Genomic DNA, 21221 nt, shown 5'->3' on the forward strand with positions numbered 1-21221 from the left:
GCGCCCCGCCAACCTTCACCGATTCACCGAGCAAGGAGAACGCATGCCGGTAAGCGATCATGATCTGACGCAGGCCTGGAAGCAGGTGCTGACGCTGTCGAAGCTGCAGCCGGGCCAGAGCGTCACGGTGCTGACCAGCGCCGCCACGCATCCGCAGACGATGCGCACCGCGCTGCTGGCGGCCTCGTCGATGGGCGCCATCGTCAATCGGCTCGATTTGCCGCCTGTCAATGCCGACAAGGCGCTGAGCCGCGATTCGCTGGCGTACCTGGGCACCACGCCGCTGACCGGCAATCCGGCGGCGATCGCGGCGCTCAAGGCCAGCGACCTGGTGCTCGACCTGATGACGCTGCTGTTCTCACCAGAACAGCACGAGATCCTCGCCACCGGCACGAAAATCCTGCTGGCGGTGGAGCCGCCCGAGGTGCTGGTGCGGCTGGTGCCGACCGAAGCGGACCGCACGCGCGTGCGCGCGGCCACCGCGCGGCTGTCGCGCGCGCGCGAGATGCATATCGTCTCCGACGCGGGCACCGATCTGCGCTGCGCGCTCGGCGAATTCCCGGCCATCAGCGAGTACGGCTTCGTCGACGAACCCGGCCGCTGGGACCACTGGCCCAGCGGCTTCGTGCTGACCTGGCCCAACGAGGGCGGCACCAACGGCCGCATCGTGCTCGATCGCGGCGACATCCTGCTGCCGATGAAGTCCTATCTGCAGGCGCCGATCGATATCACCGTCGAGAACGGCTATGTCACGTCGATCGACGGCGAGCTCGACGCCGAGCTGCTGGCCGACTACATGGCCTCGTTCCATGACCCGGAAGCCTATGCGATGTCGCACATCGGCTGGGGCCTGCAGCCGCGCGCGCGCTGGTCCACGCTGGCGATGTACGACCGCGAGGCGACCATCGGCATGGACGCGCGCGCCTATGAAGGCAATTTCCTGTGCTCGTTCGGTCCGAACAACGAGGCCGGCGGCAGCCGCACCACCGCCTGCCACATCGACATCCCGGTGCGCCACTGCACCGTCAGCCTCGATGGCGAGACCGTGGTCGAGCGTGGCCGCGTGATGGATGGCGGCGTCCCGGTGCAGCACGCCTTCGACTATCGAACCGATGGAGCCTGACATGCACGATGAAGTCTCGACGTACCAGCGCCAGGGCTTTGGCGCGACCATGGAAATCGCCGCGCCGTTCGGCCTGCTGATCATCGATTTCGTCAACGGCTTTGCCGATCCGGCGGTGTTCGGCGGCGGCAATATTCCGCAGGCGATCGCCAACACCGGGCCGCTGCTGGCCGCGGCGCGCGAACAAGGCTGGCCGGTCGCGCATACGCGCATCGTCTTTGCCGACGACGACGCCGACCGCAATGTCTTCACGCAGAAGGTGCCGGGCATGCTGACGCTGAAGGAGGCGAGCCACGACAGCGCGATCGTGCCCGAGTTGGCGCCGCGCGACGGCGAGCTGGTGGTGCGCAAGACGGTGCCGTCGGCGTTCTTCGGCACCTCGCTGGCGGCCTGGCTGGCGCACCGGGGCGTGCGCACGCTGCTGGTGGCGGGCTGCGTGACCAGCGGCTGCGTGCGCGCCAGCGTGGTCGACGCGATGTCGCATGGCTTCCGCCCGCTGGTGCTGTCCGATTGCGTCGGCGATCGCGCACTGGGCCCGCATCAGGCCAATCTGTTCGATATGGAGCAGAAGTACGCCACCGTGATGCCGCGCGACGAGGCGCTGGCGGCAATCGCTGCCGGGCGGGATCGCTAAGGCTTCGACGCGCCGACGGAGACCGCCGATGCGCCCCGCTTCAGCCGGCCGTCGCCACGCGGGCGCTCGGTCCGCTCTTGCTCGCGGTCTTGTTCGCTGTCTTGCGTGCCGCCTTGCGCGCGGCCTTGGCCGGGCGCGATGCCGCCGGCAGTTCCACCGCATCGGCCTGCTCCGCGGCAATGGCAGGCCGGCAGACCGCGTTCAGCACGGTGTGCTGCATCACGTCGCGCCAGTGCTCGAGCGCGGGCTTGCTCATCATCGGCTCGCCGAGGAAGGCGCTCAGCGTGTGATGGTTCGAGTTGTAGAAGTAGCCCAGCGAGGCGATCACCAGATAGATGTCCCGGGCGCGCACCTCGGCGCGGAAATGGCCGCTGGCCTTGCCGCGCTCGAGCACGCCGTCGAGCACCGACAGCGCGTAGCTGGAGATTTCCTTGAGCCGGCCCGACTTCTTCGCATGCCGGCCCTGGCTGATATTCTCGCTGGTCAGGATCGCGACAAACTCGGGATGGTCCAGATAGTAATGCCAGACGAAATCGGTCAGCTGCATCAGCGCGCGCACCGGATTTTCCGGGTCGAGCTCGAGGCCCTGCTCGGCCTCGTTCAACTGCGTGTAGATGGTCTCGAGCACTTCGACGAACAGCTTTTCCTTGCTGCCGAAGTAGTAGTAGATCATCCGGTCGTAGGTCTTGGCGAGCGACGAGATGCGCTCGACCCGTCCACCGTCGTAGCCGCGCTCGGCGAAGACCTTGATGGCCGCCTTGAGGATCTTGGCGCGCGTATCCTGGGCTTGCCGGGCCCGCGTGCCGGCCGCTGCCCTGGTTCTTGCCGTCGCGGTGGTCATGTCGTCGGTTGCGAGGATCTGGCGTTGCGAAGCTGCCAGTATAACTGTCGAAGGTGCGGGAGGCCGCACGCCTCGCGGGCCGCGCGGCGCCGCGCTGGCCATGTCGACATCCTGGCGGCACAGCCGCCATCGAAGGGAAACGAAGCCAATGCCGATGCACGACGATGATTCACCGCGCGCCCTGAGAATGGCGCTGGCGCAGGCCCGCGGCGTGCTGCTGATCACGCGCCCCGCGCAGGCGGCGCCCAAACCCGCACCCGGCCAACCCGGCGCCGCGTCCGACCATGTACCGGCGCTGCCGGATGTCTTCGTCGCCGTGCGCGCGGACGGCGAGGTGCTGGCCTTCAATGGCCACGTCGATCTCGGCACGGGTATCCGCACGGCGCTCGCGCAGATCGTCGCCGAGGAACTTGACGTACCGCTCGCTTCGGTGCGCATGGTGCTCGGGCATACCGATGCCACGCCGAACCAGGGCCCGACCATCGCCAGCGCGACGATCCAGATTTCCGCGCAACCGCTGCGGCGTGCCGCGGCGCAGGCGCGCGCGTTCCTGGTGGCGCGTGCCGCCGAGCGCCTCGGTGCGAGCGTCGACAGCCTGGTCGTCGACGACGGCCGCATTCGTGTCCGTCAGCCGGGCAGCCCGGCCAGCGATACGCCTGCCGAAGCGGGCCTGGCCTACGGCGCCCTGCTCGGCGACGAGCACATCGAACTGCCGCTTGCCGACGAGATCGCGACCAAGCCGGCCAGCGCCTATCGCGTGGTCGGCAAGGCCGCGCCGCGCGTCGATATTCCGGCCAAGGCCACCGGCGCGCTGACCTTCGTCCATGACGTGCGCGTGCCCGGCATGCTGCATGGACGCGTGATCCGTCCCCCGTATGCGGGGCGCGATGCCGGCGACTTCGTGGGGCGCAGCCTGATCTCGGTGGATCGCGACTCGATCCGCGACGTGCCGGGCGTGGTCGAGGTCGTGACGATCGGCGATTTCGTCGGCGTGGTCGCGCAGCGCGAGGAGCAGGCGATCGAAGCGGCGCGCCGGCTGCGTGTGCGTTGGCAGGCCGCGCCGCCATTGCCGCGGCTGGACGACCCCGAACCGGCGCTGCGTGCGAACCCCGCCAAACGGCGCGAGCTGCGCGCCGAGGGCGAGGCCGCACCGCCGCCGCGGCAAGGCGCCGCCACGCTGAAGCGCGGCTATGTATGGCCCTACCAGATGCACGCGTCGATCGGGCCCTCCTGCGGCGTGGCCCACTGGCGAGATGAAGGGCGCGATGAAGGGCGCGGCGATGCGGACGGCGGCGGGCTGACGGTCTGGTCCGGCACGCAGAACCCCCATGTGCTGCGCATCGACCTGGCGCGCCTGACCGGCCTCGACGAAGGCCGGATCGAGATCGTGCGGATGGAAGCGGCGGGCTGCTATGGCCGCAACTGCGCGGACGACGTCTGCGCCGACGCCGTGCTGCTGTCCCGCGCGGTGGGCAGGCCGGTGCGCGTGCAGCTGTCGCGCGAACAGGAACATCTGTGGGAACCCAAGGGCGCCGCCCAACTGATGGACGTGCAGGGCACACTCGGCGCCGGCGGCGCGCTGCTGGGCTACGACTTCGTCAGCCGCTATCCGTCGAACGACGCGCCGACGCTGGCGCTGCTGCTGACCGGCAGAATCGATCCGGCGCCGCGCATGCTGGAGATGGGCGACCGCACCGCGGTGCCGCCCTACGACTACGCGCAAGTGCACATCGCCTGCGACGATACGCCGGCCATCGTTCGCGCCGCCTGGCTGCGCGGCGTGTCGGCGCTGCCCAATACCTTCGCGCATGAGTGCTTCATCGACGAACTCGCGCACGAGGCGGGCGCGGACCCGCTGGCCTTTCGGCTGCGCCACCTTCGCGACGAACGAGCGGCGGACCTGCTGCGCGCCGTCGGCGAGGAAGCGCTGTGGCGCGATGGCCAGCGCGGTACGCGCGGCATCCCCGATGCCGATGGCAAGCTGCGCGGCCGCGGCATCGCCTATGCCCGCTATATCCACAGCAAGTTTCCCGGCTTCGGCGCTGCCTGGTCGGCGTGGATCGTCGATCTGGAGGTCGAGCCCGACAGCGGCAGCATTCGCGTGCTGCGCGTGGTGGTGGGCCAGGACACCGGCATGATGGTCAACCCGGACGGCGTCCGCCATCAGGTGCATGGCAATGTGGTGCAGACCCTCAGCCGCGCGTTGAAGGAGCAGGTCCGTTTCGATCGCGACGGCGTCGCCAGCCGCGAATGGGGCAGCTATCCGCTGCTGACCTTCCCGGAGCTGCCGCCGATTACGGTGGTGCTGATGCCTCGCCAGCACGAGGCGCCGCTGGGCGCCGGCGAGTCCGCCTCGCTGCCGGGCGCGCCGGCACTGGCCAATGCGCTGTTCGATGCCACCGGCCTGCGGCTGCGCCGGCCGCCGTTTACGCCGGAGTCGGTGCGGGCGGCGTTGGCGGAAACGGAAGCGGTGGCCGATTGAAAGCCGCTGCGTTCCCCCCGGCGCGGGAACGACTACCTTGGCGATCGCGCGTTATGACCCGGACTCCCGCTCGTCGAACTCGCTCATCTTCTTGAGCAGATAGGTGATCGCGACGCGCTCGGCGGGATTGAGGTCGCCGAAGGTCTGCTCGGTGATCTGGTGCGCGAACGGAATGGTCTGGTCGATCAGCGCCAACCCCGCCGGCGTGACGGTGACGACCACCTTGCGCCGGTCGCTCGGGTCATGCGACACCGCGATCAGCTCGCGCGCCTTCAGCCGTTCGATGATGCCGCGCACCGTGGCCTGATCGATCGCCGTGGCGCGCACGATCTCGCTGAGCGAGCACGACTGCCGCTCCTTGACCGCGCACAGCACGACGAACTGCGCCGCGGTCAGCTGCGAATCGGGAATGGTCTGCTGGAAGATCGCGACATGCCGCTGATAGGCCCGCCGCAGCAGGTGGCCGACCTGATCGGTGAAATCGTAGGAAGGGACCGGCGTCTTGTTCTTGTTGGATGACGAGGTGGACACTTTGCGTGGCGGCATCGGTAGGAGCGTTGCGCAGAGTATATCGGGCACGGCCTCGCTACGGGGCCTTCGCCGCCGCTTTCCGTGCGGCGTTCGCGGGGGTTTCGCGGGGGTTTCGCGGGGGTTTCGCGGGGGTTTCGCGGGCATCTTGCAGCAGAATGCGCGGCGACCGCCGGGCGATTTGACCGTCCCTGCGCGTGGGCGCAGTATCATGGGACCTTCCCCACGACGCAGCGCGCCCCCACCGTTCCCATGTCAGCCGTCATCCCGGGGCATCTGGCCAAGCCCGATACCTCGCACATGGTCCGCTTCTACGACGAGGACTCGATCCTTGTCGCGGACGTGCGCGAGTTCGCCGACGAGGCCTTGCGCTGCGGCGGCAGCGCGATCCTGATCGCCACCGAGGAACACCTGGATGCGCTGCTGCCGCTGCTGCGCGGCCTCGGTCCGGGGCGGGACGATCGGCCGTGGTACACCGGCAATCTGATCACGTTGCCGGCACAGGCGACGCTGGACCGATTCATGGTCGACGGATGGCCGGACGAACAGCGCTTTCTGGCGAGCGTCGGCGAGTTGGTGGCCGCGGAAGCGCGACGTGCTCCACCGCTGCACGCGTTCGGCGAGATGGTCGCGCTGCTGTGCGAGCAAGGCATGCACGACGCCGCGCTGCGGCTCGAGGAACTGTGGAACGATCTGATCCGGCGCCACGGCTTCAGGCTGCTGTGTGCGTATCCGCATCGGGTGTTCGCCAGCGACGAGAAGGCGCGGCACTTCCGCTGCGTCTGCGATGTCCACACCCACTTCTACGCCACCGCGGCGGGCAAGTCGGCCGATATCGCCGACAGCGCGCTGCGCGCCGCGGTATGGCAGCAGAAGGCGCTGGCGCTGGAGAACGAGGTCAAGCGGCTGCGCGAGGCCGAATCGACGTTGCGCCGGCGCGAGATCGAGCTGACCGACTTCCTCGACAATGCCGCCGAGGGCGTGCATCGCGTCGCGGCCGACGGCACCATCCTGTGGGCCAACCGGGCCGAACTCGAGATGCTCGGCTACCGCTACGACGAATATGTGGGACGCCCGATCACCGACTTCCACGTCGACGCCCCGGTCATCGAGCACATCCTCGACAGCCTGAAGGCCGGCGAGACGCTGTACGACCAGCCCGCCCGGCTGCGCTGCAAGGACGGCAGCATCAAACCCGTGCTGATCCATTCGAACGGCTGCTTCGAGGACGGCAAGCTGCGTTATACGCGCTGCTTCACGCGCGACGCCAGCGACCGCGTCGCGCGCGAGCTCGCCGAACAGCAGCGCGAGCGCCTGCTGCGCGAACTGGAGCGCGCCAGCCAGGCCAAGGACGAATTCCTGGCGATGCTGGGGCACGAGCTGCGCAATCCGCTGTCGCCGATCGTCACGGCGCTGCAGCTGATGCGAATGCGCGGGTCCACCGAGACCCAGCGCGAGCGGGCCATCATCGAGCGCCAGGTCGATCATCTGGTGCGGCTGATCGACGATCTGCTCGACGTATCGCGCATCACGCGCGGCAATATCGAGCTCAAGGTCGAGACGGTGCAGCTGGCCGACGTGCTGGCCAAGGCCGTCGAAATGGCAAGCCGGCTTCTGGAACAGCGCAGCCATCGGCTGACCGTCGACGTCGACCGCTCGCTGGCCTGGCAGGGCGACCCCGTGCGGCTGGCGCAGGCGGTCGCCAATCTGCTGACCAATGCCGCGCGCTACACCGATATCGGCGGCGAGATCCGGCTGTCGGCATGGCGCGACGACCCGGTGGAGGATATCGCGGAGGGCAGCGCAGCGGGCACCATCGTGATCCGGGTGCGCGACAACGGCATCGGCATCGCAGCCGACATGCTGCCCCATCTGTTCGACCTGTTCTATCAGGGGCCGCGCAAGATCGACCGCCAGGAAGGCGGGCTCGGAATCGGTCTGGCGCTGGTCAAGAATCTGGTCGAACTGCACGGCGGCAGCGTGTCGGCGACCAGCGCGGGACCCGCTCAGGGCAGCGAATTCACGATCCGCCTGCCCGCGGTGGCCAGCGCCGAGCTGGTGGCGGCCGCGCACCGCGACGAACCTGCCGCCGTGGTAGCCGCCGCCGATGCGCGCCGCGTGCTGCTGGTCGACGACAACGTCGATTCGGTGCAGGCGCTGGCGCAATTGCTGACGGCCTACGGCCATCATGTCCAGGTGGTCTACGACCCGGTCTCCGCGCTGCGCGTCGTCGAGCGCTTCGCGCCCGATGTCGCGGTGCTCGACATCGGCCTGCCGGTGATGGACGGCTACGAACTGGTGCGCCGGCTGCGCGAGACGCTGGGCGACCGTCCGTGCCGCTTCGTCGCGCTGACGGGCTACGGGCAGGACACCGACCGCGATCGAAGCAAGGCCGCCGGCTTCAGCCAGCATCTGGTCAAGCCGGTCAGCCCCGATGCGTTGCTGCGGCTGATCGAGGACACCGGCCAATAAGGCCGGCGGCAGCTCTTCCTACACCGCCAGGTAGTCGCGCCGTACCGCGTCGTTGGCGGCCAGTTCCGCCATCGTGCCGTGGTAGCGGATGTGGCCGTTCTCCAGCACATAGGCACGATCGCTGACCAGTTCGGCGAAGTGCAGGTTCTGCTCGGACAGCAGGATCGACATGCCCTCGCGCTTGAGCGCCAGGATCATGTTGGCCATCTGTTCGACGATCACCGGCGCCACGCCTTCGGACGGCTCGTCGAGCAGCACCAGATACGGATTGCCCATCAGCGTGCGCGACACGGTCAGCATCTGCTGCTCGCCGCCGCTCATCTGCCCGCCCGGCCGGTTCGGCATCTCGCCGAGGTTCGGAAACAGCGAGAACAGCTTCTGCGGCGTCCATTCGACCGCATCGGCACGCGGCGGCTGCCTGCCGATCTCGAGGTTTTCCATCACCGTCAGGTCGGTGAAGATGCGACGGTCTTCGGGCACGAAGCCCATGCCCAGGCGGCTGATCTGGTACGGCTTGGCGCGCGCGAGGTCGCGGCCGCGAAAGCGGATGCTGCCGTGCGCGCGATCGAGCAGCCCCATCAGCGCCTTCATCGTGGTCGACTTGCCGGCGCCGTTGCGGCCCATCAGCGCGACGACCTCGCCGCGCCGCACTTCCAGCCCGACATCGAACAGGATATGCGCGCGGCCATAGAATGCGTTCAGGCCGCTCACTTCCAACAGCGTGTCGGCGCTCATGCCGAACCCTCCTGCATCTGTCCGGATCGGCGTTGTCCGGCCCGGCTTTCGAAGGTCTTGCCGGTACCGAAATACACCTCGCGTACCTTGGGATCGTTGCGGATCGTCTCGCCATCGCCCTCGGCGATCAGCTGGCCGCGCGCCAGCACGATCATCCGGTCCGCATAGGCAAACACGACGTCCATGCTGTGCTCGGTAAACAGCACCGACAGCTGGTGCCGCACGACCAGTTGCCTGGTCAGCGCCATCAGCGCCCGGCGCTCCTCGGGCGCCATGCCGGCGGTCGGCTCGTCCATCAGCAGCAGCCGGGGCCGGTTGGCCAGCGCGATCGCCAGTTCGACGCGCTTGACGTCGCCATAGGCCAGCACGCCGCAGGCGCGCTCGGCCTGGCTGGCCATGCCGACCTGTTCGAGCAGCGCCATTGCCTCGTCGCGATGGTGCCGGCGCACCGGGCGCCACAGCTGGAACAGCTTGCGCTCGCGCGACAGGATCGCCATCTGCACGTTCTCGACCACCGTCATCGAGCCGAAGGTGGCGGCGATCTGGAAGGTCCGGCCGACGCCGAGCCGCCAGATATCGCGCGGCCGCATGCCGGCGATCTCGTGCCCGTCGAATCGGATCGAGCCGTGGTCCGGCTTGAGCTGGCCGTTCAGCATGTTGAAGCAGGTCGATTTGCCGGCGCCGTTGGGGCCGAGCAGCGCCAGCAACTGGCCGGCAGGCAGGTCGAACGACACGTCGCTGACCGCCTTGACGCCACCGAACGCCTTGCCCAGATGTCTGACTTGCAGCAGCGTCATGCCGGCTCCTTCAGCGAGGGAGATTGCCAGGACGAGGAGGCGGACGCGCCGGACTGGCCAGACGCGCCGGCCGCCGGCTCGGCTTCGGCCGGCTCCGTCTCGCGCACGAAGCGCTTGCGCAGCGAGCCGACGATGCCGGCCGGGAACAGGATCACCAGCAGCAGCATGGTGGCGCCCAGCAGTGCCCGCCAGTATTCGGTTTCGCGCGCGATGGTGTCGTGCAGCCAGGTGAACACCGACGCGCCGACCAGCGGCCCGGCCAGGGTCTGCACGCCGCCGAGCAGCACCATCACCAGGCCGTCGACCGAGCGGCCGACGCTGATCGCCTCGGGCGAGATGCTGCCCTTCGAATAGGCGAACAGCACGCCCGCCATGCCGCAGAACAGGCCGGCGATGGCAAACGCCACCCACTGCACCCGCTTGACGTCGATGCCGATCGCCTCGGCGCGCAGCGCCGAATCGCGTCCGGCGCGCATCGCGTAGCCGAACGGTGCAAAGAGGATGCGACGCAGCGCCAGCACGCACAGGCAGCACAGGCCCATCGTCAGGTAATAGAACGCGGTCGGCGACGACAGCCAGCCGGCCGGCCACACGCCAAGCAGACCATTGCTGCCGCCGGTGAAGCCGTCCCACTGGTAGATCACCGACCAGACGATCTGTGCGAAGGCCAGCGTCAGCATCGCCAGATAGGTGCCGGACAGCCGCACGCAGAACCAGCCGAACACGATCGCGCCGGCGCAGGCCAAGAGCGGCGCCAGCAGCAGCGTGCTCTCCATCGGCAGTTGCCATTTGGTCAGCAGCAGCGCGGCCGCGTAGGCGCCCAGGCCGAAGTAGGCGGCATGGCCGAACGAGTGCAGGCCCCCCGGGCCCATGATGAAGTGCAGGCTGGCGGCGAACAGCACCGCAATCAGGATTTCGACCAGCAGCACCGTCAGGTACGGATAGGTTTGCGCGAGCAGCGGCACCAGCAGCAGCGCCACGACGGTCAGCGCCCCAGCGAGCTTGACCGCCTTGCCGGGCGCACGCAGCGGCGCCTCCAGCTCGGCGCCATTGCGCGACGGCGCCTGTGGCTTGCCGAGCAGACCCCAGGGGCGCACCACCAGGATCACCGCCATCACCAGGAACTCGACCACCAGCGTCATCCTGGTCAGCGCGATCTCGACGCCGCCGAACGACACCGTGCCGAGCGCGATGCACAGCGCCTTGATCTCGGCGATCAGCAGCGCCGCGAGAAAGGCGCCGGGGATCGAGCCCATGCCGCCGACCACGACAACGACGAAGGCGCTGCCAATGGTCTCCAGATCGAGCGCAAGGTTGGCCGGCACGCGCGGGCCCTGCAGCGCACCGGCCAGCCCCGCCAGAAAGCAGCCGAGCGCGAACACGCCGGTGAACAGCCAGGCCTGGTTGGTGCCGAGCGCGCCGACCATTTCACGGTCCTGCGTCGCCGCGCGCAGCAGCGTGCCCCAGCGCGTGCGTGTCAGCAGCAGCCACAGCAGGCCGAGCACCAGCGGGCCGATCGCGATCAGCACCAGGTCGTATTGCGGGAAGCGCTGGCCCAGTATTTCCACCGCGCCGCTCAGGCCCGGCGCGCGGGGGCCGAACAGGTCCTCGGGTCCCCAGACGAACAGCGCCGCATCCTTGATCACCAGCACCAGCGCGAACGTCGCCAGCAGCTGGAACAGCTCGGGCGCCTGATAGATGCGCCGCAGGATCAGGCATTCGACCAGCGCGCCGATCGCGGCGACCAGCAGCGCGGACACCAGCACGCCGCCCCAGAAGCCCGCGGCGGTCTCGCCGATACGGCTGACCACCGTATAGGACAGATAGATGCCCAGCATGAAGAACGAGCCGTGCGCGAAATTGACGATGCGCGTGACGCCGAAGATCAGCGACAGCCCGGCGGCCACCAGGAACATCGTCGAGGCTTCGGCCAGGCCGTTCAGCAGCTGGGCCAGCAAGCTTGTCAGTGTCATGTGTCGACTCCAGCCGGGACGCGCCGGCCCTGTTGCATCGGCCTTATTGCATCGGCCTTATTGCATCAGCCTTGTTGCGCCGGCCTTATTGCGCCGGCCGCATCGCCTTCACTTCGGCATCGCTGGGCTGCACCTTGGCACCGTCGACGTAGACGAAGGAGGTCATCACGCCCTTGCCGTCGCGCACGCCGGTGCGCCCGACATAGGCGCCCATCGTCGATTGATGGTCCTGCGGACGGTAGACGATCTGCCCCATCGGCGTGTCGACGCGCAGGCCGGAGAACGCGGCGGCGAGCTTGTCGCTGTCGGCGGAGCCGGCCTTCTGCAGCCCCGCCGCGATCGACTTGACCGCGGCGTAGCCGACCACCGAGCCGACGCGCGGCGTGTCGTTGAATTTCTTGCGATAGGCCTCGACGAACTTCTTGTTTTCGGGCGTATCGATCGCGTACCACGGGTAGCCGGTCACGATCCAGTTCTTCGGCGCCTCGCCGCGCAGCGGATCCAGATATTCCGGTTCGCCGGTCAGCAGCGACACCACCTCCCGTCCTTCGAACAGCCCCCGCGTGTTGCCCTCGCGGACGAACTTGCCGAGGTCGGCGGCGAACAGCACGTTGAAGATCGCATCGGGCTTGGCATCCGCCAGCGCCTGCACCACCGAGCCGGCGTCGACCTTGCCCAACGGCGGCGCCTGTTCGGCGACGAACTCGACATCGGGCTGCGCCTGCTTCAGCAGCTTCTTGAAGGTGGCGACCGCCGATTGCCCGTATTCGTAGTTGGGATAGACGATGGCCCAGCGCTTCTTCTTCAGCCTGGCCGCCTCGGGCACCAGCATCGCGACCTGCATATAGGTCGACGGACGCAGCCGGTAGGTGTACCGGTTGCCGTTCTGCCAGACGATCTTGTCGGTCAGCGGCTCGGCGGCCAGGAAAAATACGCGCCGCTGCCTGGCATAGTCGGTCAGCGCGAGACCGGTATTGGACAGGAAGCCGCCGAACAGCAGCGCGACGCGCTCGCGCGCCACCAGTTCCTCGGCCACCCGCACCGAGTCTCCCGGATTGCCGTTATCGTCGCGCGACACCACCTCCAGCTTCTTGCCGAGCACGCCGCCCGCCGCATTGACCTCCTCGATCGCCATCTCCCAGCCGCGCTTGTACGGCTCGAGAAATGCCGGCTGCGCCTTGTAGCTGTTGATTTCGCCGATCTTGATGGTGTTCTGCGCCAGCGCCGCGGCGCTGCCGAGCAGCGCCGACACGGTGACGGCCACGGCGGCGGCGGCGCGGCGCAATCGCCGTTGGGGGCGGATTCGGTTGTGCATCGTTCTTCCTTTGCTGAAGCAAGTCGCCAGATGGCGGGAATGGACAATGAAACGGCAAGGCACGCCGGCGCGCGGCCGGCACAGTGCTGGTGCGCATCCCTCGCCGGAGGCGGTGCTCCTCGCACTGTTTTCATTCAGGATTCACTACATAAACTGCGACGGCCGGGTTGACGCAAGGAACGGGCCAGCGGCTTCCCATGCCGCATCGTACAAGCATGCCACGGCAATCGGCTTCGCGCTCGCCGGCCGGCATTGCGCTGGCGGACGGACTCGCGCGGCCCCCCATTGATGTAGCGTTTACCGAATGGACGTTCAGTATGTACTACATCAAGGCGAGTGGAAATCAGGGTGTTCACGGGAATGGCGCCGGCCTGAAGCGGGGCCTGGCCCGCCGGAAAACAGCGCGGTGAATCAAGCCGTCAGCGAAAAGCCTGCCGGCATCAGCCCTTTGTCCGCAGCAGATCGACATAGGCCGTCGGCACCAGCTGGCCGGCATCGACGCCCAGCTTGCCGAGCAGCGCATGGGCCTCGGCCACGCCCTGCTCGGCCGCTTCGCCGTCGCGCAGCACCACCTCCAGTTCGAGGAAGTCGCCCAGTCCCTCGACCCGATCCAGATGCACGCGGGTGCGGCCGATCAGGTACAGGATGCGGGCCTTGCGCACGCGTCCGGCCTCGCCGTAGGCGGCAGCCAGCGCGGCACGCAGCCGGTCCGGCTCGGCGGTCGGCACGATCTGGTAGTGGCTTGGCTTGGGACCGCTGTCGTCGGCGCGGCGATAGAAGATCAGCTCGCCCTGTCCCGACGGAAACGCGCGCAGCTTCAGGCGGCCATTGCCGCAATGGAAAAAGGTGTCGTCCTGCTGCAGCAGTTCGGGACCGTGATCGGCCAGTTCGGCCGCGAGAGGCGCCAGGGCGTCGCGGTCGTCGACGCGGGCCTTGATTTCGATATTGGTCGGCATGGGCCGACGATGGTAGCACGCGTGCCCGCTCGCCCCGGGCGCATGCCGCCAGGCCCGGATCCTTATGCCGCCTGCTGCTCGATGGCGAACGCCAGCGCGTCTTCCAGCCTGTCGTTGCCCCAGAACATCTGCGCGCCGACGAAGAAGGTCGGCGCACCGAAGACGCCGCGGTGCAGGGCCCGTTCGGTCTGCGCGCGCAGCGCCTCCTTGTTCTGCCGCAGCACGGCGGCCGCCAGCAGGGCGTCGGCCGGCAGACCCAGTTCGGCCAGCGCCTCGCCGACCGCCTCGGGGTTGTCGATATCGCGGTCCTCCGCGAAATTCATCCGCATGATGCGGCGGCAATAGGCGCCGATCCACGGTTCCTGTGCGCCGAGCAGCGCCACGCGCATCGGCAGCAGCGCGCGGCGCGGGAACTGGCTCGGCTGCCGCCATGGCAGGCCGTATTTGGCGCACTGGCGGGCGGTGTCGATCATCGCGTAGGCACCCTTGGCGCGCTGCACCACGAAGGGCGAGCCCTGCCAGCCCAGGGCGGCGAACACCGGGCCGAGCAGAAACGGCTTCCACGCCAGCGTGACGCCGTGCCGGGCCGCCAGCGGCTCGATCCGCATCGCGCTCAGATAGCTGTAGTTGCTGCCGAATTCGAACCAGAACTCGAGCGTGGGCCGGGGCGTTGGCGCAGGCATGGGCGCGGCTGGCATCCTGTCTCCTGGTTGGCGGCGACGACGCCACGATGATCGCCCTGACACCCCGCGCCGCTCAAGCGCGGCCTCGGCATGGGGCGCATGCCCGGGCGGCATGCCGCGGCGCACAAGCCAGACCGCGGCTGTGACACACACGCCGCCCGGGGTGTCGTCCCTTTCCTACAGGCAATTCAGCCCGGGGCCGAATCGACGGCGTGGCGGCGGGGCCTAAGCTGGACGCATCAGGCGGCAACCACGCCGCTCAGGAGATCATCATGTGGAAGCTGATAGCAACGCTCGTTGCGGCGGGCGCGATGACCATCTCGATGCAGGGCTGTACGCTCGGCGGCGCGGTCGCCGGCGGTGCGATCGGTCACGAAGTCTCCGATGGCAGCCCGTGGGGCACGATCGGCGGAGCGGCGGTCGGCGGCTATATCGGCCACGAGCTGGGCAAGGACTGACGGGGCTCGCTGCGTCGTCGCCGCGCATGCGGGAAGCCAGCGCCTCCGACAGCCGCCGGGTCCCGCCTTCGCGGCGACGACGCAGCGCTCAACACCTCAATAGCGGGTCCGTTCCGCACTGCGCGCCACCACGGCATTGCCGGCGATCAGCTCGCCGAGCAGTGCCAGCGAGGCGCGGCCGCTGGTGCGATACGGATCGAACTCCGCCCGCGGGAAGTACTTCAGCAGCGTGGCGGTATTGATGCGGCAGGTGTCGACCAGCCCCATCGCCCAGCCGGCAAATTGCCGCTCCCCGATTTCCTCGTAGTGCAGCAGCACGACGTCCTCGTGCCGCGGGTCCTTTGCGATCCGGTGATAGAGGGCCGATACCTCGGCGCGGGCGCCTTCCAGCGCCTGCACGAAGACGCCGTTGCCATAGCACAGCACGCCGGTGATGCCTTGCGGCGGATTGCGCTCGATGCTGGTGGCCACGATGGTGTCGACCAGCCCCTCGTCGGCGGGCTGGCGGGCGCGGCTCGCGTAAAGCAGACGAACTAGCATGGTGGCCTCCTTCAGCCGCGGTTCAGATTGAGCAGGGTCAGGAATTCGCGGCGCAGGCTGTCGTTCTTCAGGAAGGAGCCGCGCATCACACTGTTGGTCATCTTGGCGTCGGTATCGCGCACGCCGCGCCAGTGCATGCAGAAGTGCTCGGCCTCCATCACGATGGCCAGGCCGTCCGGATTCATCTTCTGCTGCAGCAGGTCCGCCATCTGGCTGACCGCCTCTTCCTGGATCTGCGGACGGCACATGATCCATTCGGCCAGCCGCGCATACTTGGACAGGCCGATCAGGTTCGAATGCTGGTTGGGCATGACGCCGACCCACAGCTTGCCGATGATCGGGCACAGATGGTGCGAACACGCGCTGCGCACGCGGATCGGGCCGACGATCATCAGTTCGCTGAGCTGCTCGACATTCGGAAATTCCGTCACGCTCGGCGCATGCACATAGCGGCCGGCGAAGATTTCCTTCAGGTACATCTTGGCGACGCGGCGCGCGGTCTCCTGTGTGTTGTGATCGTTGTCGATATCGATGACCAGGCTGCGCAGCACGTCGGCCAGCCGGTGTTCGACCTCCTTCGACAACTGGTCGAGTTCGCCGGGCTCGATGAAGCGCGAGATATTGTCGTTGGCGTGAAAGCGCTGGCGCGCGGCGAGCAGCCGGGCGCGGATGCGCTCCGACACCGGCTGTTCGACGACGTGGCCGCGCACGTCGGCCGCGCTGGGCGTCGAGACGTCGGCCCCTTGCCGTTTCGGAGCGGAATCGCTGTTGGTCATGCCGTTTCCCGAGTTGAAGGACATTGGCCCGACTATAGGGGGACGGCACAGCGTCGGCAAGCGCAGGGAAGACCGGGCCATGCCCGGCAAAGTCAGCGCCCGTGCAAGGACGCGGCAGCGTCAGGCCTCGCCAGCCGCTGCCGCGATGTCCCGCGCGGCCTGCGCGAACAGGCTCGCGGGCGGCACGAACAGTCCGCGGCCGAGCAGGCCCAGTTCGCCGGCGGCATCGATCATGGCGATCGCGGTCAGCGGCTCGCGACCCGTGACGATGCTTGCGGCATCGAGGCCCACGGCCAGCCCTTGCGGCGCCAGGCCGGGATGGCGGCCCGCCAGCAGGGATCCGGGCCGCGTGCGCCAGTCGGCGGGCAGCCACGGCGCCAGCGCCGCGGCGATCTCCGGCGCTCCGGTCAACGCCTGCCCGCCACAGCCCAATGCATCGATGACGCCGCTGTCGCCGATCACCGGCAAGGCGGTGGCGCTGGCCGCCGATGCGTTCAGCGGCGGACCGACCGGCGCGGCGGCAGGCGCGGTATGCCAGCGATGCGGCTGCCCGGCCAGCCGAATACCCACCCGTTCGCCATTGCCGGCCAGCGCCACGACGAGGCTCGAGGCCGCGTCGCGGCCGCCATCGGCGGCGCGATCCAGCATCAGGTGGCAAGCGGCCATCCACAACGTCAGGAAGAACAGCGGCGTCTGGCGCAGCATCCGCGCCACGGCCCGCGCGTCCCCATCGTCCCCCTCGTCCCCTCCGTCCGCTTCCTCCGTGGCGTCGGCCGCCCCGTCGCCGACGCCGCCCAGCGCCGGGATCAGCCGCTCGCACAAGGCCGTGTTGGCCGCCGTCGTGCGCGCATGCAGGTCGTCGCCCGCGGCCAGGCCCGTCGTGGCCAGCGGCAGCAGCGCCAGCGGCCCCGCGGCCAGCACGGCGTTCAGCCGGCGCGCCAGCGCGCCATCGCGCCACGCCAGTCTGGGCAGGATCGCCGGATCCCGGCTGCCGAAGCGCAATTGCGGCCCGGCGCCGCTGCCGAGCAGCGACCACGCCCGTGCAGGCACGGCGTGCGAGCCGGCAGCGGCCAGGTCCACGACCTCTACCAGCGCCGACGAAGGCGAAATCAGCGCGGCCAGCGGCGTGACCGCGCCAAAGTCCTGCGCCGGCCGCAAGGCAATGCGTCCGCAGGCGATCGCGTGCTCGGCCGCCATCGCGTCGCTTGCCCAGCCCTCGTACAGGCAGCACAGCACCGCCGAAGCCAGCAGCGGCTTCGGCGGCCGGCACGGGTCGGTCAGTGGCGGGCCGGCGTGCAGCAGCGTGTGGGGGGCCAGGCCCAGCGCCTCGCGCGCCGGCCTTACCGCCGTCCACGCGGGCTGCACCGAGGCGAGCCGCGCCAGCACGCGCGCATTGGCGGCGCGGCGGGCGGCTTCATTGGCGTCGATCGCGTCCATTGCCGTGCTCATGCCGCCTCACATCCCCATATAGGCCTGGCGCACACGCGGATCGTCGGCCAGCAGCCGCGTCTCGCCGGCAAGCGATACCCGTCCGGTCTCGACCACGTTGGCATGGCGGGCCAGCTCGAACGCCGTCAGCACGTCCTGTTCGACCAGCAGGATGGTCAACCCGGCCCGATTGATCTGCAGCAGCGCCTCGCCCAGGCTCTCGACCGCGCGCGGGGCCAGCCCCAGCGACAGCTCGTCGATCATCAGCAGTTGCGGGCGCGACATGATGCCCCGGCCGATCGCGCACATCTGCTGCTCGCCGCCGGAAAGCGTGGTGGCGTCCTGCTTCTGGCGGGTCTTCAGGATGGGAAACATGGTGAAGACAAAGTCGAGGTCGGCCTCGATGTCGGCGCGGCTGTCGCTGCGCAGATACGCGCCCAGCAGCAGGTTGTCGCGGATCGACAGGCCCCGGAACAGCCGCCGCCCTTCGGGCACATGCGCGACGCCGGCGCGCAGCATCGCGTCGGGACTGGCGCCGGTCATGTCCTTGCCGGCAAACACGAGCCGCCCGCCGGAGGGCTTGACCATGCCGGAGATCGTTCGCAGCAGCGTGGACTTGCCGGCGCCGTTGGAGCCGACAATGCAGGTGACCTCGCCGGCCGGCACCTGCAGGTCGATGCCCCACAGCACCTGCACGTCGCCGTAGCCGGCGCGCAGCCCGGTGATTTCGAGCAGGGGCGCGTTCGGGGACGAGGCGGCGCCGGCGGACAGCGCGCTGGCGCGAGCGGCCATGGCGGCGCTGCCGACGCTGGTTTGCACGTTCATCAGTGGACCTCCGTGGTGGTGTCCGTCGCCGCCATCGCGGCTACGCCATGCGCCGCCTGGCGCGCGGCAAACTTGCTGCCCAGATAGGCCTCGACCACTCGCGGATCGCGGATCACCGCCTGCGGCTCGCCCTGTGCGATCAGTTCGCCCTGATGCAGCACCAGGATGCGCTGGCTCAGCGACATCACCACCTTCATCAGATGTTCGATCAGCAGGATGGTGACGCCGCGCGCCGCGATCGCCCGCATCAGCGCCAGCGCCTGGTCGATTTCGGCGCTGTTCAGCCCGGCATTGACCTCGTCGAGCAACAGCAGCCGCGGCCGCATCGCCAGGCTCTTGGCCAGTTCCAGCCGCTTGCGCGAGGGCAGCGTCAGCGCGGTGGCCGGGCGCCGCGCCTCATGTGCCAGGCCGACGAATTCGAGATGGTCCATCGCGTCGCGCTCGGCCTGCGCCATGCTGGCCGCGTGGCCCGCGAACAGCGCACCGGCGCAGACGTTCTCGAGCACCGTCATCTGCGGAAACGGCTGCACGATCTGGAACGTCCGCGCCAGGCCGCTGCGGGCCGCCTGCCAGGGCCGCTGCGCGGTCACGTCGCGGCCGCGGAACACCACCGAGCCGCCGTCGGCGCGCACCACGCCGGTGATCAGATTGACCAGCGTGGTCTTGCCCGCGCCGTTCGGCCCGATCAGCCCGACGATCTCGCCTTCCTCCAGCGCGAAGCTGACCTTGCGGGTCGCATGCAGCCCGCCGAAATGCTTGTCCAGTGCCCGGACTTCCAGCAGCTTGCCCATCAGCGCACCTCCGTCGCCGCGGCACGGCCCGCGCGCGCGCCGGCGGCCGCGCGGATGCGTGCCAGCCCGCGCCGATAGTCGATCTTCAGCAGGCCGCCCGGCAGGAAGAAGATCAGCAGCACGATCACCACGCCGAGAATCGCCTGGTGATAGTCGAGAAACCGCGCCCAGATCGTTTCCTCCATCAGCACGAAGGCAGTGGCGCCGACCAGCGGGCCGTAGACCGTGCCCAGTCCGCCCAGCATCGCCATCACCGGCACTTTCAGCGTCAGCAGGATGCCGAACGCGTCGGTCGGCGCGATATACGAGACCCACGACGCGTAGATCGCGCCGACGGTGCCGCAATAGACGGCCGACAGCGTGTAGGCGGCGGTCTTGTAGCGGTTGGTGTCGATGCCCACCATATCGGCGGCCTCCTCGTTCTGGCTGATGCAGCGCAGGCCGAAACCGAGCCGCGAGCGGTCGACCGCCAGCGTGGTGGCCCACGCGCATAGCATCACCGCGAGCATCGCGTAAAGGAAGACGCGGCCGGCAAAGTCGGGGCCGCCGGCGAGGATGCGGATATTGAGTCCGTCGCCGCCACCGGTCACCTCGACCCACAGCGAGGCGACCATGCGCAGCACCTCGACCAGCGTGATCGACCCGATCGCGAAGTAATGGCCCTTCATCCGCAGGATCGCGCCGCCCAGCAGCGCGGCGAACAGGCTGACGAACACGGTCGCGCCCAGCCAGGCGAGCACCATCGGCACGCCCGCGTTCTGCAGCAGGCCGCCCACATAGCTGCCCAGGCCGACGAAGGCCGCGGTCGAGAACGACGGATAGCCGGCATAGCCGCCAATGAAGTTCCACGACAGCGCCAGGGCTCCGTACATGCAGACGAACGTGGCGAGCCGCACGAAGTAGTTGTCGGCCAGGAACGGCATCGCGGCCAGCACCAGCACGCCGCCGGCGAACAGCAGATGGGCGCGGCGCCCGGGGAAACGGGAACGGTTGGCGTTCATTGGTAGCCTCGCTTGCCGATCAGCCCGGTGGGCCGCGTCATCAACAGCACCAGCATCAGCAGCGAGCCGACCAGGATCGCGCTCTGCGCGCCCAGGAAGTTGCCCGCCACGCTCTCGATCAGCCCCAGCGCAAGGCCGCCGACCAGCGCGCCCGGCACCGTGCCGAGCCCGCCGATCACGCAGATCACGAAGGCCTTGCCGAGCAGCAGCCCGGTGATATTGGTGGTGATCGGGAACACCACGGACATCAGCACGCCGCAGGCGCCGGCCATCAGCGCGCCGATGCCGAACGTGATCGCGTAGACGCGGCCGACGCGGATGCCCATCAGCGTCGCGGCGTCGCGGTCCATCCGCACCGCGACGATGGCGCGGCCGATGCGCGAGCTGCGCAGCACCAGATAGAGCAGGCCGGTCATCGCCAGCGCCAGCAGCATCGCCAGCAGCCGGTCGTTCGGCACGATCACGCCGCTCAGGTCCAGGCGCCCCAGGTCCAGCGAGATCCGGCGCGGCGTGGCGTCGAACCACAGGTTCATCAGGTTGTAGAGGATCATGTCGAGGCCGAAGGTCAGCGTCAGCGTGGTCAGCACCGGCTGCGACACGACCCGGTTGACCAGCCCGTACTGCAGCAGGAAGCCGAGCACGAACAGTCCCGCCGAAACCGCCAGCAGCATCGCGAAAGGGCTGACCTGCCAGTGCAGCCAGGCGAAGTAGGCCAGATAGCCCCCCAGCACGATGAACGACCCGTGCAGCATGTTGATGACGTTCAGCACGCCCCAGACCAGCGAAAAGCCGACGGCGATGCAGGCGTACAGCGCGCCCAGCATCAGGCCGTTGACGAGGATTTGTGCGTAGAGGCTCATGGC

20 protein-coding genes are annotated in these 21221 nt (G+C 68.9%); 5 read left to right on the top strand and 15 right to left on the bottom strand.

What is annotated here, in order from left to right; translation table 11 throughout:
- The first annotated feature begins 43 nt into the window (after positions 1–43).
- A complete protein-coding gene (locus F7Q96_RS11030; RefSeq protein ID WP_053823316.1) occupies positions 44–1123 on the top strand; it encodes a M29 family metallopeptidase in 1080 nt (359 codons plus the stop codon).
- Position 1124: 1 nt separating this feature from the next.
- On the top strand, positions 1125–1757 hold the full coding sequence (locus F7Q96_RS11035) for an N-carbamoylsarcosine amidohydrolase (protein ID WP_053823315.1): 633 nt from the start codon (positions 1125–1127) through the stop codon (positions 1755–1757).
- A 40-nt stretch (positions 1758–1797) separates the two neighbouring features.
- On the opposite strand, the gene F7Q96_RS11040 is transcribed toward F7Q96_RS11035, so the two are convergent.
- Entirely contained in the window at positions 1798–2598 is an 801-nt protein-coding gene (locus F7Q96_RS11040; RefSeq protein WP_053823314.1) for a TetR/AcrR family transcriptional regulator, read from the bottom strand.
- 148 nt (positions 2599–2746) lie between these two features.
- On the opposite strand from F7Q96_RS11040, the gene F7Q96_RS11045 reads away from it, so the two are divergent.
- On the top strand, positions 2747–5080 hold the full coding sequence (locus F7Q96_RS11045; RefSeq protein WP_053823313.1) for a xanthine dehydrogenase family protein molybdopterin-binding subunit: 2334 nt from the start codon (positions 2747–2749) through the stop codon (positions 5078–5080).
- A gap of 51 nt (positions 5081–5131) precedes the next feature.
- Here F7Q96_RS11045 and F7Q96_RS11050 read toward each other — a convergent pair whose 3' ends face one another.
- Entirely contained in the window at positions 5132–5626 is a 495-nt protein-coding gene (locus tag F7Q96_RS11050) for a MarR family winged helix-turn-helix transcriptional regulator (protein ID WP_053823312.1), read from the bottom strand.
- Between the two features lie 234 nt (positions 5627–5860).
- On the opposite strand from F7Q96_RS11050, the gene F7Q96_RS11055 reads away from it, so the two are divergent.
- Positions 5861–8080, top strand: coding sequence for a hybrid sensor histidine kinase/response regulator (locus tag F7Q96_RS11055; RefSeq protein WP_053823311.1), 2220 nt, complete (start codon positions 5861–5863; stop codon positions 8078–8080).
- An 18-nt stretch (positions 8081–8098) separates the two neighbouring features.
- On the opposite strand, the gene F7Q96_RS11060 is transcribed toward F7Q96_RS11055, so the two are convergent.
- The 6 genes from F7Q96_RS11060 to F7Q96_RS11085 form a co-directional block, all read right to left on the bottom strand.
- On the bottom strand, positions 8099–8815 hold the full coding sequence (locus F7Q96_RS11060) for an ABC transporter ATP-binding protein (RefSeq protein ID WP_053823310.1): 717 nt from the start codon (positions 8813–8815) through the stop codon (positions 8099–8101).
- Positions 8812–9612 (bottom strand): ABC transporter ATP-binding protein, encoded by an 801-nt coding sequence (locus tag F7Q96_RS11065; protein ID WP_053823309.1) that lies wholly within the window; start codon positions 9610–9612, stop codon positions 8812–8814. The genes F7Q96_RS11060 and F7Q96_RS11065 overlap by 4 nt, the downstream gene beginning before the upstream one ends.
- Positions 9609–11585: an ABC transporter permease gene (locus tag F7Q96_RS11070; protein WP_053823308.1), complete on the bottom strand. Its 1977-nt coding sequence runs from the start codon at positions 11583–11585 to the stop codon at positions 9609–9611. Before F7Q96_RS11070 ends, F7Q96_RS11065 begins: the two co-directional genes overlap by 4 nt.
- 85 nt (positions 11586–11670) lie before the next feature.
- Entirely contained in the window at positions 11671–12900 is a 1230-nt protein-coding gene (locus F7Q96_RS11075) for an ABC transporter substrate-binding protein (protein ID WP_053823307.1), read from the bottom strand.
- Positions 12901–13340: 440 nt separating this feature from the next.
- Complete coding sequence (locus F7Q96_RS11080) at positions 13341–13856, bottom strand: class IV adenylate cyclase (RefSeq protein ID WP_053823306.1); 516 nt, start codon at positions 13854–13856, stop codon at positions 13341–13343.
- A gap of 62 nt (positions 13857–13918) precedes the next feature.
- Positions 13919–14554 carry a 2-hydroxychromene-2-carboxylate isomerase gene (locus F7Q96_RS11085; RefSeq protein WP_211923505.1) on the bottom strand — a complete coding sequence of 212 codons (636 nt, stop codon included), beginning with the start codon at positions 14552–14554 and terminating at the stop codon, positions 13919–13921.
- A gap of 257 nt (positions 14555–14811) precedes the next feature.
- On the opposite strand from F7Q96_RS11085, the gene F7Q96_RS11090 reads away from it, so the two are divergent.
- Positions 14812–14997 carry a glycine zipper 2TM domain-containing protein gene (locus F7Q96_RS11090; protein ID WP_053823305.1) on the top strand — a complete coding sequence of 62 codons (186 nt, stop codon included), beginning with the start codon at positions 14812–14814 and terminating at the stop codon, positions 14995–14997.
- A gap of 96 nt (positions 14998–15093) precedes the next feature.
- On the opposite strand, the gene F7Q96_RS11095 is transcribed toward F7Q96_RS11090, so the two are convergent.
- The 7 genes from F7Q96_RS11095 to F7Q96_RS11125 all read right to left on the bottom strand — a co-directional run bounded on the left by F7Q96_RS11095 (position 15094) and on the right by F7Q96_RS11125 (position 21218).
- Positions 15094–15537: a BLUF domain-containing protein gene (locus F7Q96_RS11095; protein ID WP_151022639.1), complete on the bottom strand. Its 444-nt coding sequence runs from the start codon at positions 15535–15537 to the stop codon at positions 15094–15096.
- Positions 15538–15548: 11 nt separating this feature from the next.
- Positions 15549–16313, bottom strand: a complete 765-nt coding sequence (folE, locus tag F7Q96_RS11100) for a GTP cyclohydrolase I (RefSeq protein ID WP_053823304.1) — start codon at positions 16311–16313, stop codon at positions 15549–15551.
- A gap of 120 nt (positions 16314–16433) precedes the next feature.
- Entirely contained in the window at positions 16434–17762 is a 1329-nt protein-coding gene (locus tag F7Q96_RS11105) for an oxamate carbamoyltransferase subunit AllG family protein (protein ID WP_249041665.1), read from the bottom strand.
- A gap of 6 nt (positions 17763–17768) precedes the next feature.
- Positions 17769–18566: an ABC transporter ATP-binding protein gene (locus F7Q96_RS11110; RefSeq protein WP_226995003.1), complete on the bottom strand. Its 798-nt coding sequence runs from the start codon at positions 18564–18566 to the stop codon at positions 17769–17771.
- Positions 18566–19357, bottom strand: a complete 792-nt coding sequence (locus F7Q96_RS11115; RefSeq protein WP_053823303.1) for an ABC transporter ATP-binding protein — start codon at positions 19355–19357, stop codon at positions 18566–18568. The genes F7Q96_RS11110 and F7Q96_RS11115 overlap by 1 nt, the downstream gene beginning before the upstream one ends.
- Entirely contained in the window at positions 19357–20358 is a 1002-nt protein-coding gene (locus F7Q96_RS11120) for a branched-chain amino acid ABC transporter permease (protein WP_053823302.1), read from the bottom strand. Before F7Q96_RS11120 ends, F7Q96_RS11115 begins: the two co-directional genes overlap by 1 nt.
- The gene (locus F7Q96_RS11125) at positions 20355–21218 is read right to left on the bottom strand and encodes a branched-chain amino acid ABC transporter permease (RefSeq protein WP_151022641.1); all 864 of its coding nucleotides are present in this window, start codon (positions 21216–21218) and stop codon (positions 20355–20357) included. The genes F7Q96_RS11120 and F7Q96_RS11125 overlap by 4 nt, the downstream gene beginning before the upstream one ends.
- Positions 21219–21221: the final 3 nt, after the last annotated feature.

It is taken from the genome of Cupriavidus gilardii (assembly GCF_008801915.1).
Taxonomy (GTDB): domain Bacteria; phylum Pseudomonadota; class Gammaproteobacteria; order Burkholderiales; family Burkholderiaceae; genus Cupriavidus; species Cupriavidus gilardii.

Coding starts and splice junctions, on each gene's coding strand:
- F7Q96_RS11030 (WP_053823316.1), top strand. CDS start 44: ATGCCGGTAAGCGATCATGATCTGACGCAGGCCTGGAAGCAGGTGCTG.
- F7Q96_RS11035 (WP_053823315.1), top strand. CDS start 1,125: ATGCACGATGAAGTCTCGACGTACCAGCGCCAGGGCTTTGGCGCGACC.
- F7Q96_RS11040 (WP_053823314.1), bottom strand. CDS start 2,598: ATGACCACCGCGACGGCAAGAACCAGGGCAGCGGCCGGCACGCGGGCC.
- F7Q96_RS11045 (WP_053823313.1), top strand. CDS start 2,747: ATGCCGATGCACGACGATGATTCACCGCGCGCCCTGAGAATGGCGCTG.
- F7Q96_RS11050 (WP_053823312.1), bottom strand. CDS start 5,626: ATGCCGCCACGCAAAGTGTCCACCTCGTCATCCAACAAGAACAAGACG.
- F7Q96_RS11055 (WP_053823311.1), top strand. CDS start 5,861: ATGTCAGCCGTCATCCCGGGGCATCTGGCCAAGCCCGATACCTCGCAC.
- F7Q96_RS11060 (WP_053823310.1), bottom strand. CDS start 8,815: ATGAGCGCCGACACGCTGTTGGAAGTGAGCGGCCTGAACGCATTCTAT.
- F7Q96_RS11065 (WP_053823309.1), bottom strand. CDS start 9,612: ATGACGCTGCTGCAAGTCAGACATCTGGGCAAGGCGTTCGGTGGCGTC.
- F7Q96_RS11070 (WP_053823308.1), bottom strand. CDS start 11,585: ATGACACTGACAAGCTTGCTGGCCCAGCTGCTGAACGGCCTGGCCGAA.
- F7Q96_RS11075 (WP_053823307.1), bottom strand. CDS start 12,900: ATGCACAACCGAATCCGCCCCCAACGGCGATTGCGCCGCGCCGCCGCC.
- F7Q96_RS11080 (WP_053823306.1), bottom strand. CDS start 13,856: ATGCCGACCAATATCGAAATCAAGGCCCGCGTCGACGACCGCGACGCC.
- F7Q96_RS11085 (WP_211923505.1), bottom strand. CDS start 14,554: ATGCCAGCCGCGCCCATGCCTGCGCCAACGCCCCGGCCCACGCTCGAG.
- F7Q96_RS11090 (WP_053823305.1), top strand. CDS start 14,812: ATGTGGAAGCTGATAGCAACGCTCGTTGCGGCGGGCGCGATGACCATC.
- F7Q96_RS11095 (WP_151022639.1), bottom strand. CDS start 15,537: ATGCTAGTTCGTCTGCTTTACGCGAGCCGCGCCCGCCAGCCCGCCGAC.
- folE (WP_053823304.1), bottom strand. CDS start 16,313: ATGACCAACAGCGATTCCGCTCCGAAACGGCAAGGGGCCGACGTCTCG.
- F7Q96_RS11105 (WP_249041665.1), bottom strand. CDS start 17,762: ATGAGCACGGCAATGGACGCGATCGACGCCAATGAAGCCGCCCGCCGC.
- F7Q96_RS11110 (WP_226995003.1), bottom strand. CDS start 18,566: ATGAACGTGCAAACCAGCGTCGGCAGCGCCGCCATGGCCGCTCGCGCC.
- F7Q96_RS11115 (WP_053823303.1), bottom strand. CDS start 19,357: ATGGGCAAGCTGCTGGAAGTCCGGGCACTGGACAAGCATTTCGGCGGG.
- F7Q96_RS11120 (WP_053823302.1), bottom strand. CDS start 20,358: ATGAACGCCAACCGTTCCCGTTTCCCCGGGCGCCGCGCCCATCTGCTG.
- F7Q96_RS11125 (WP_151022641.1), bottom strand. CDS start 21,218: ATGAGCCTCTACGCACAAATCCTCGTCAACGGCCTGATGCTGGGCGCG.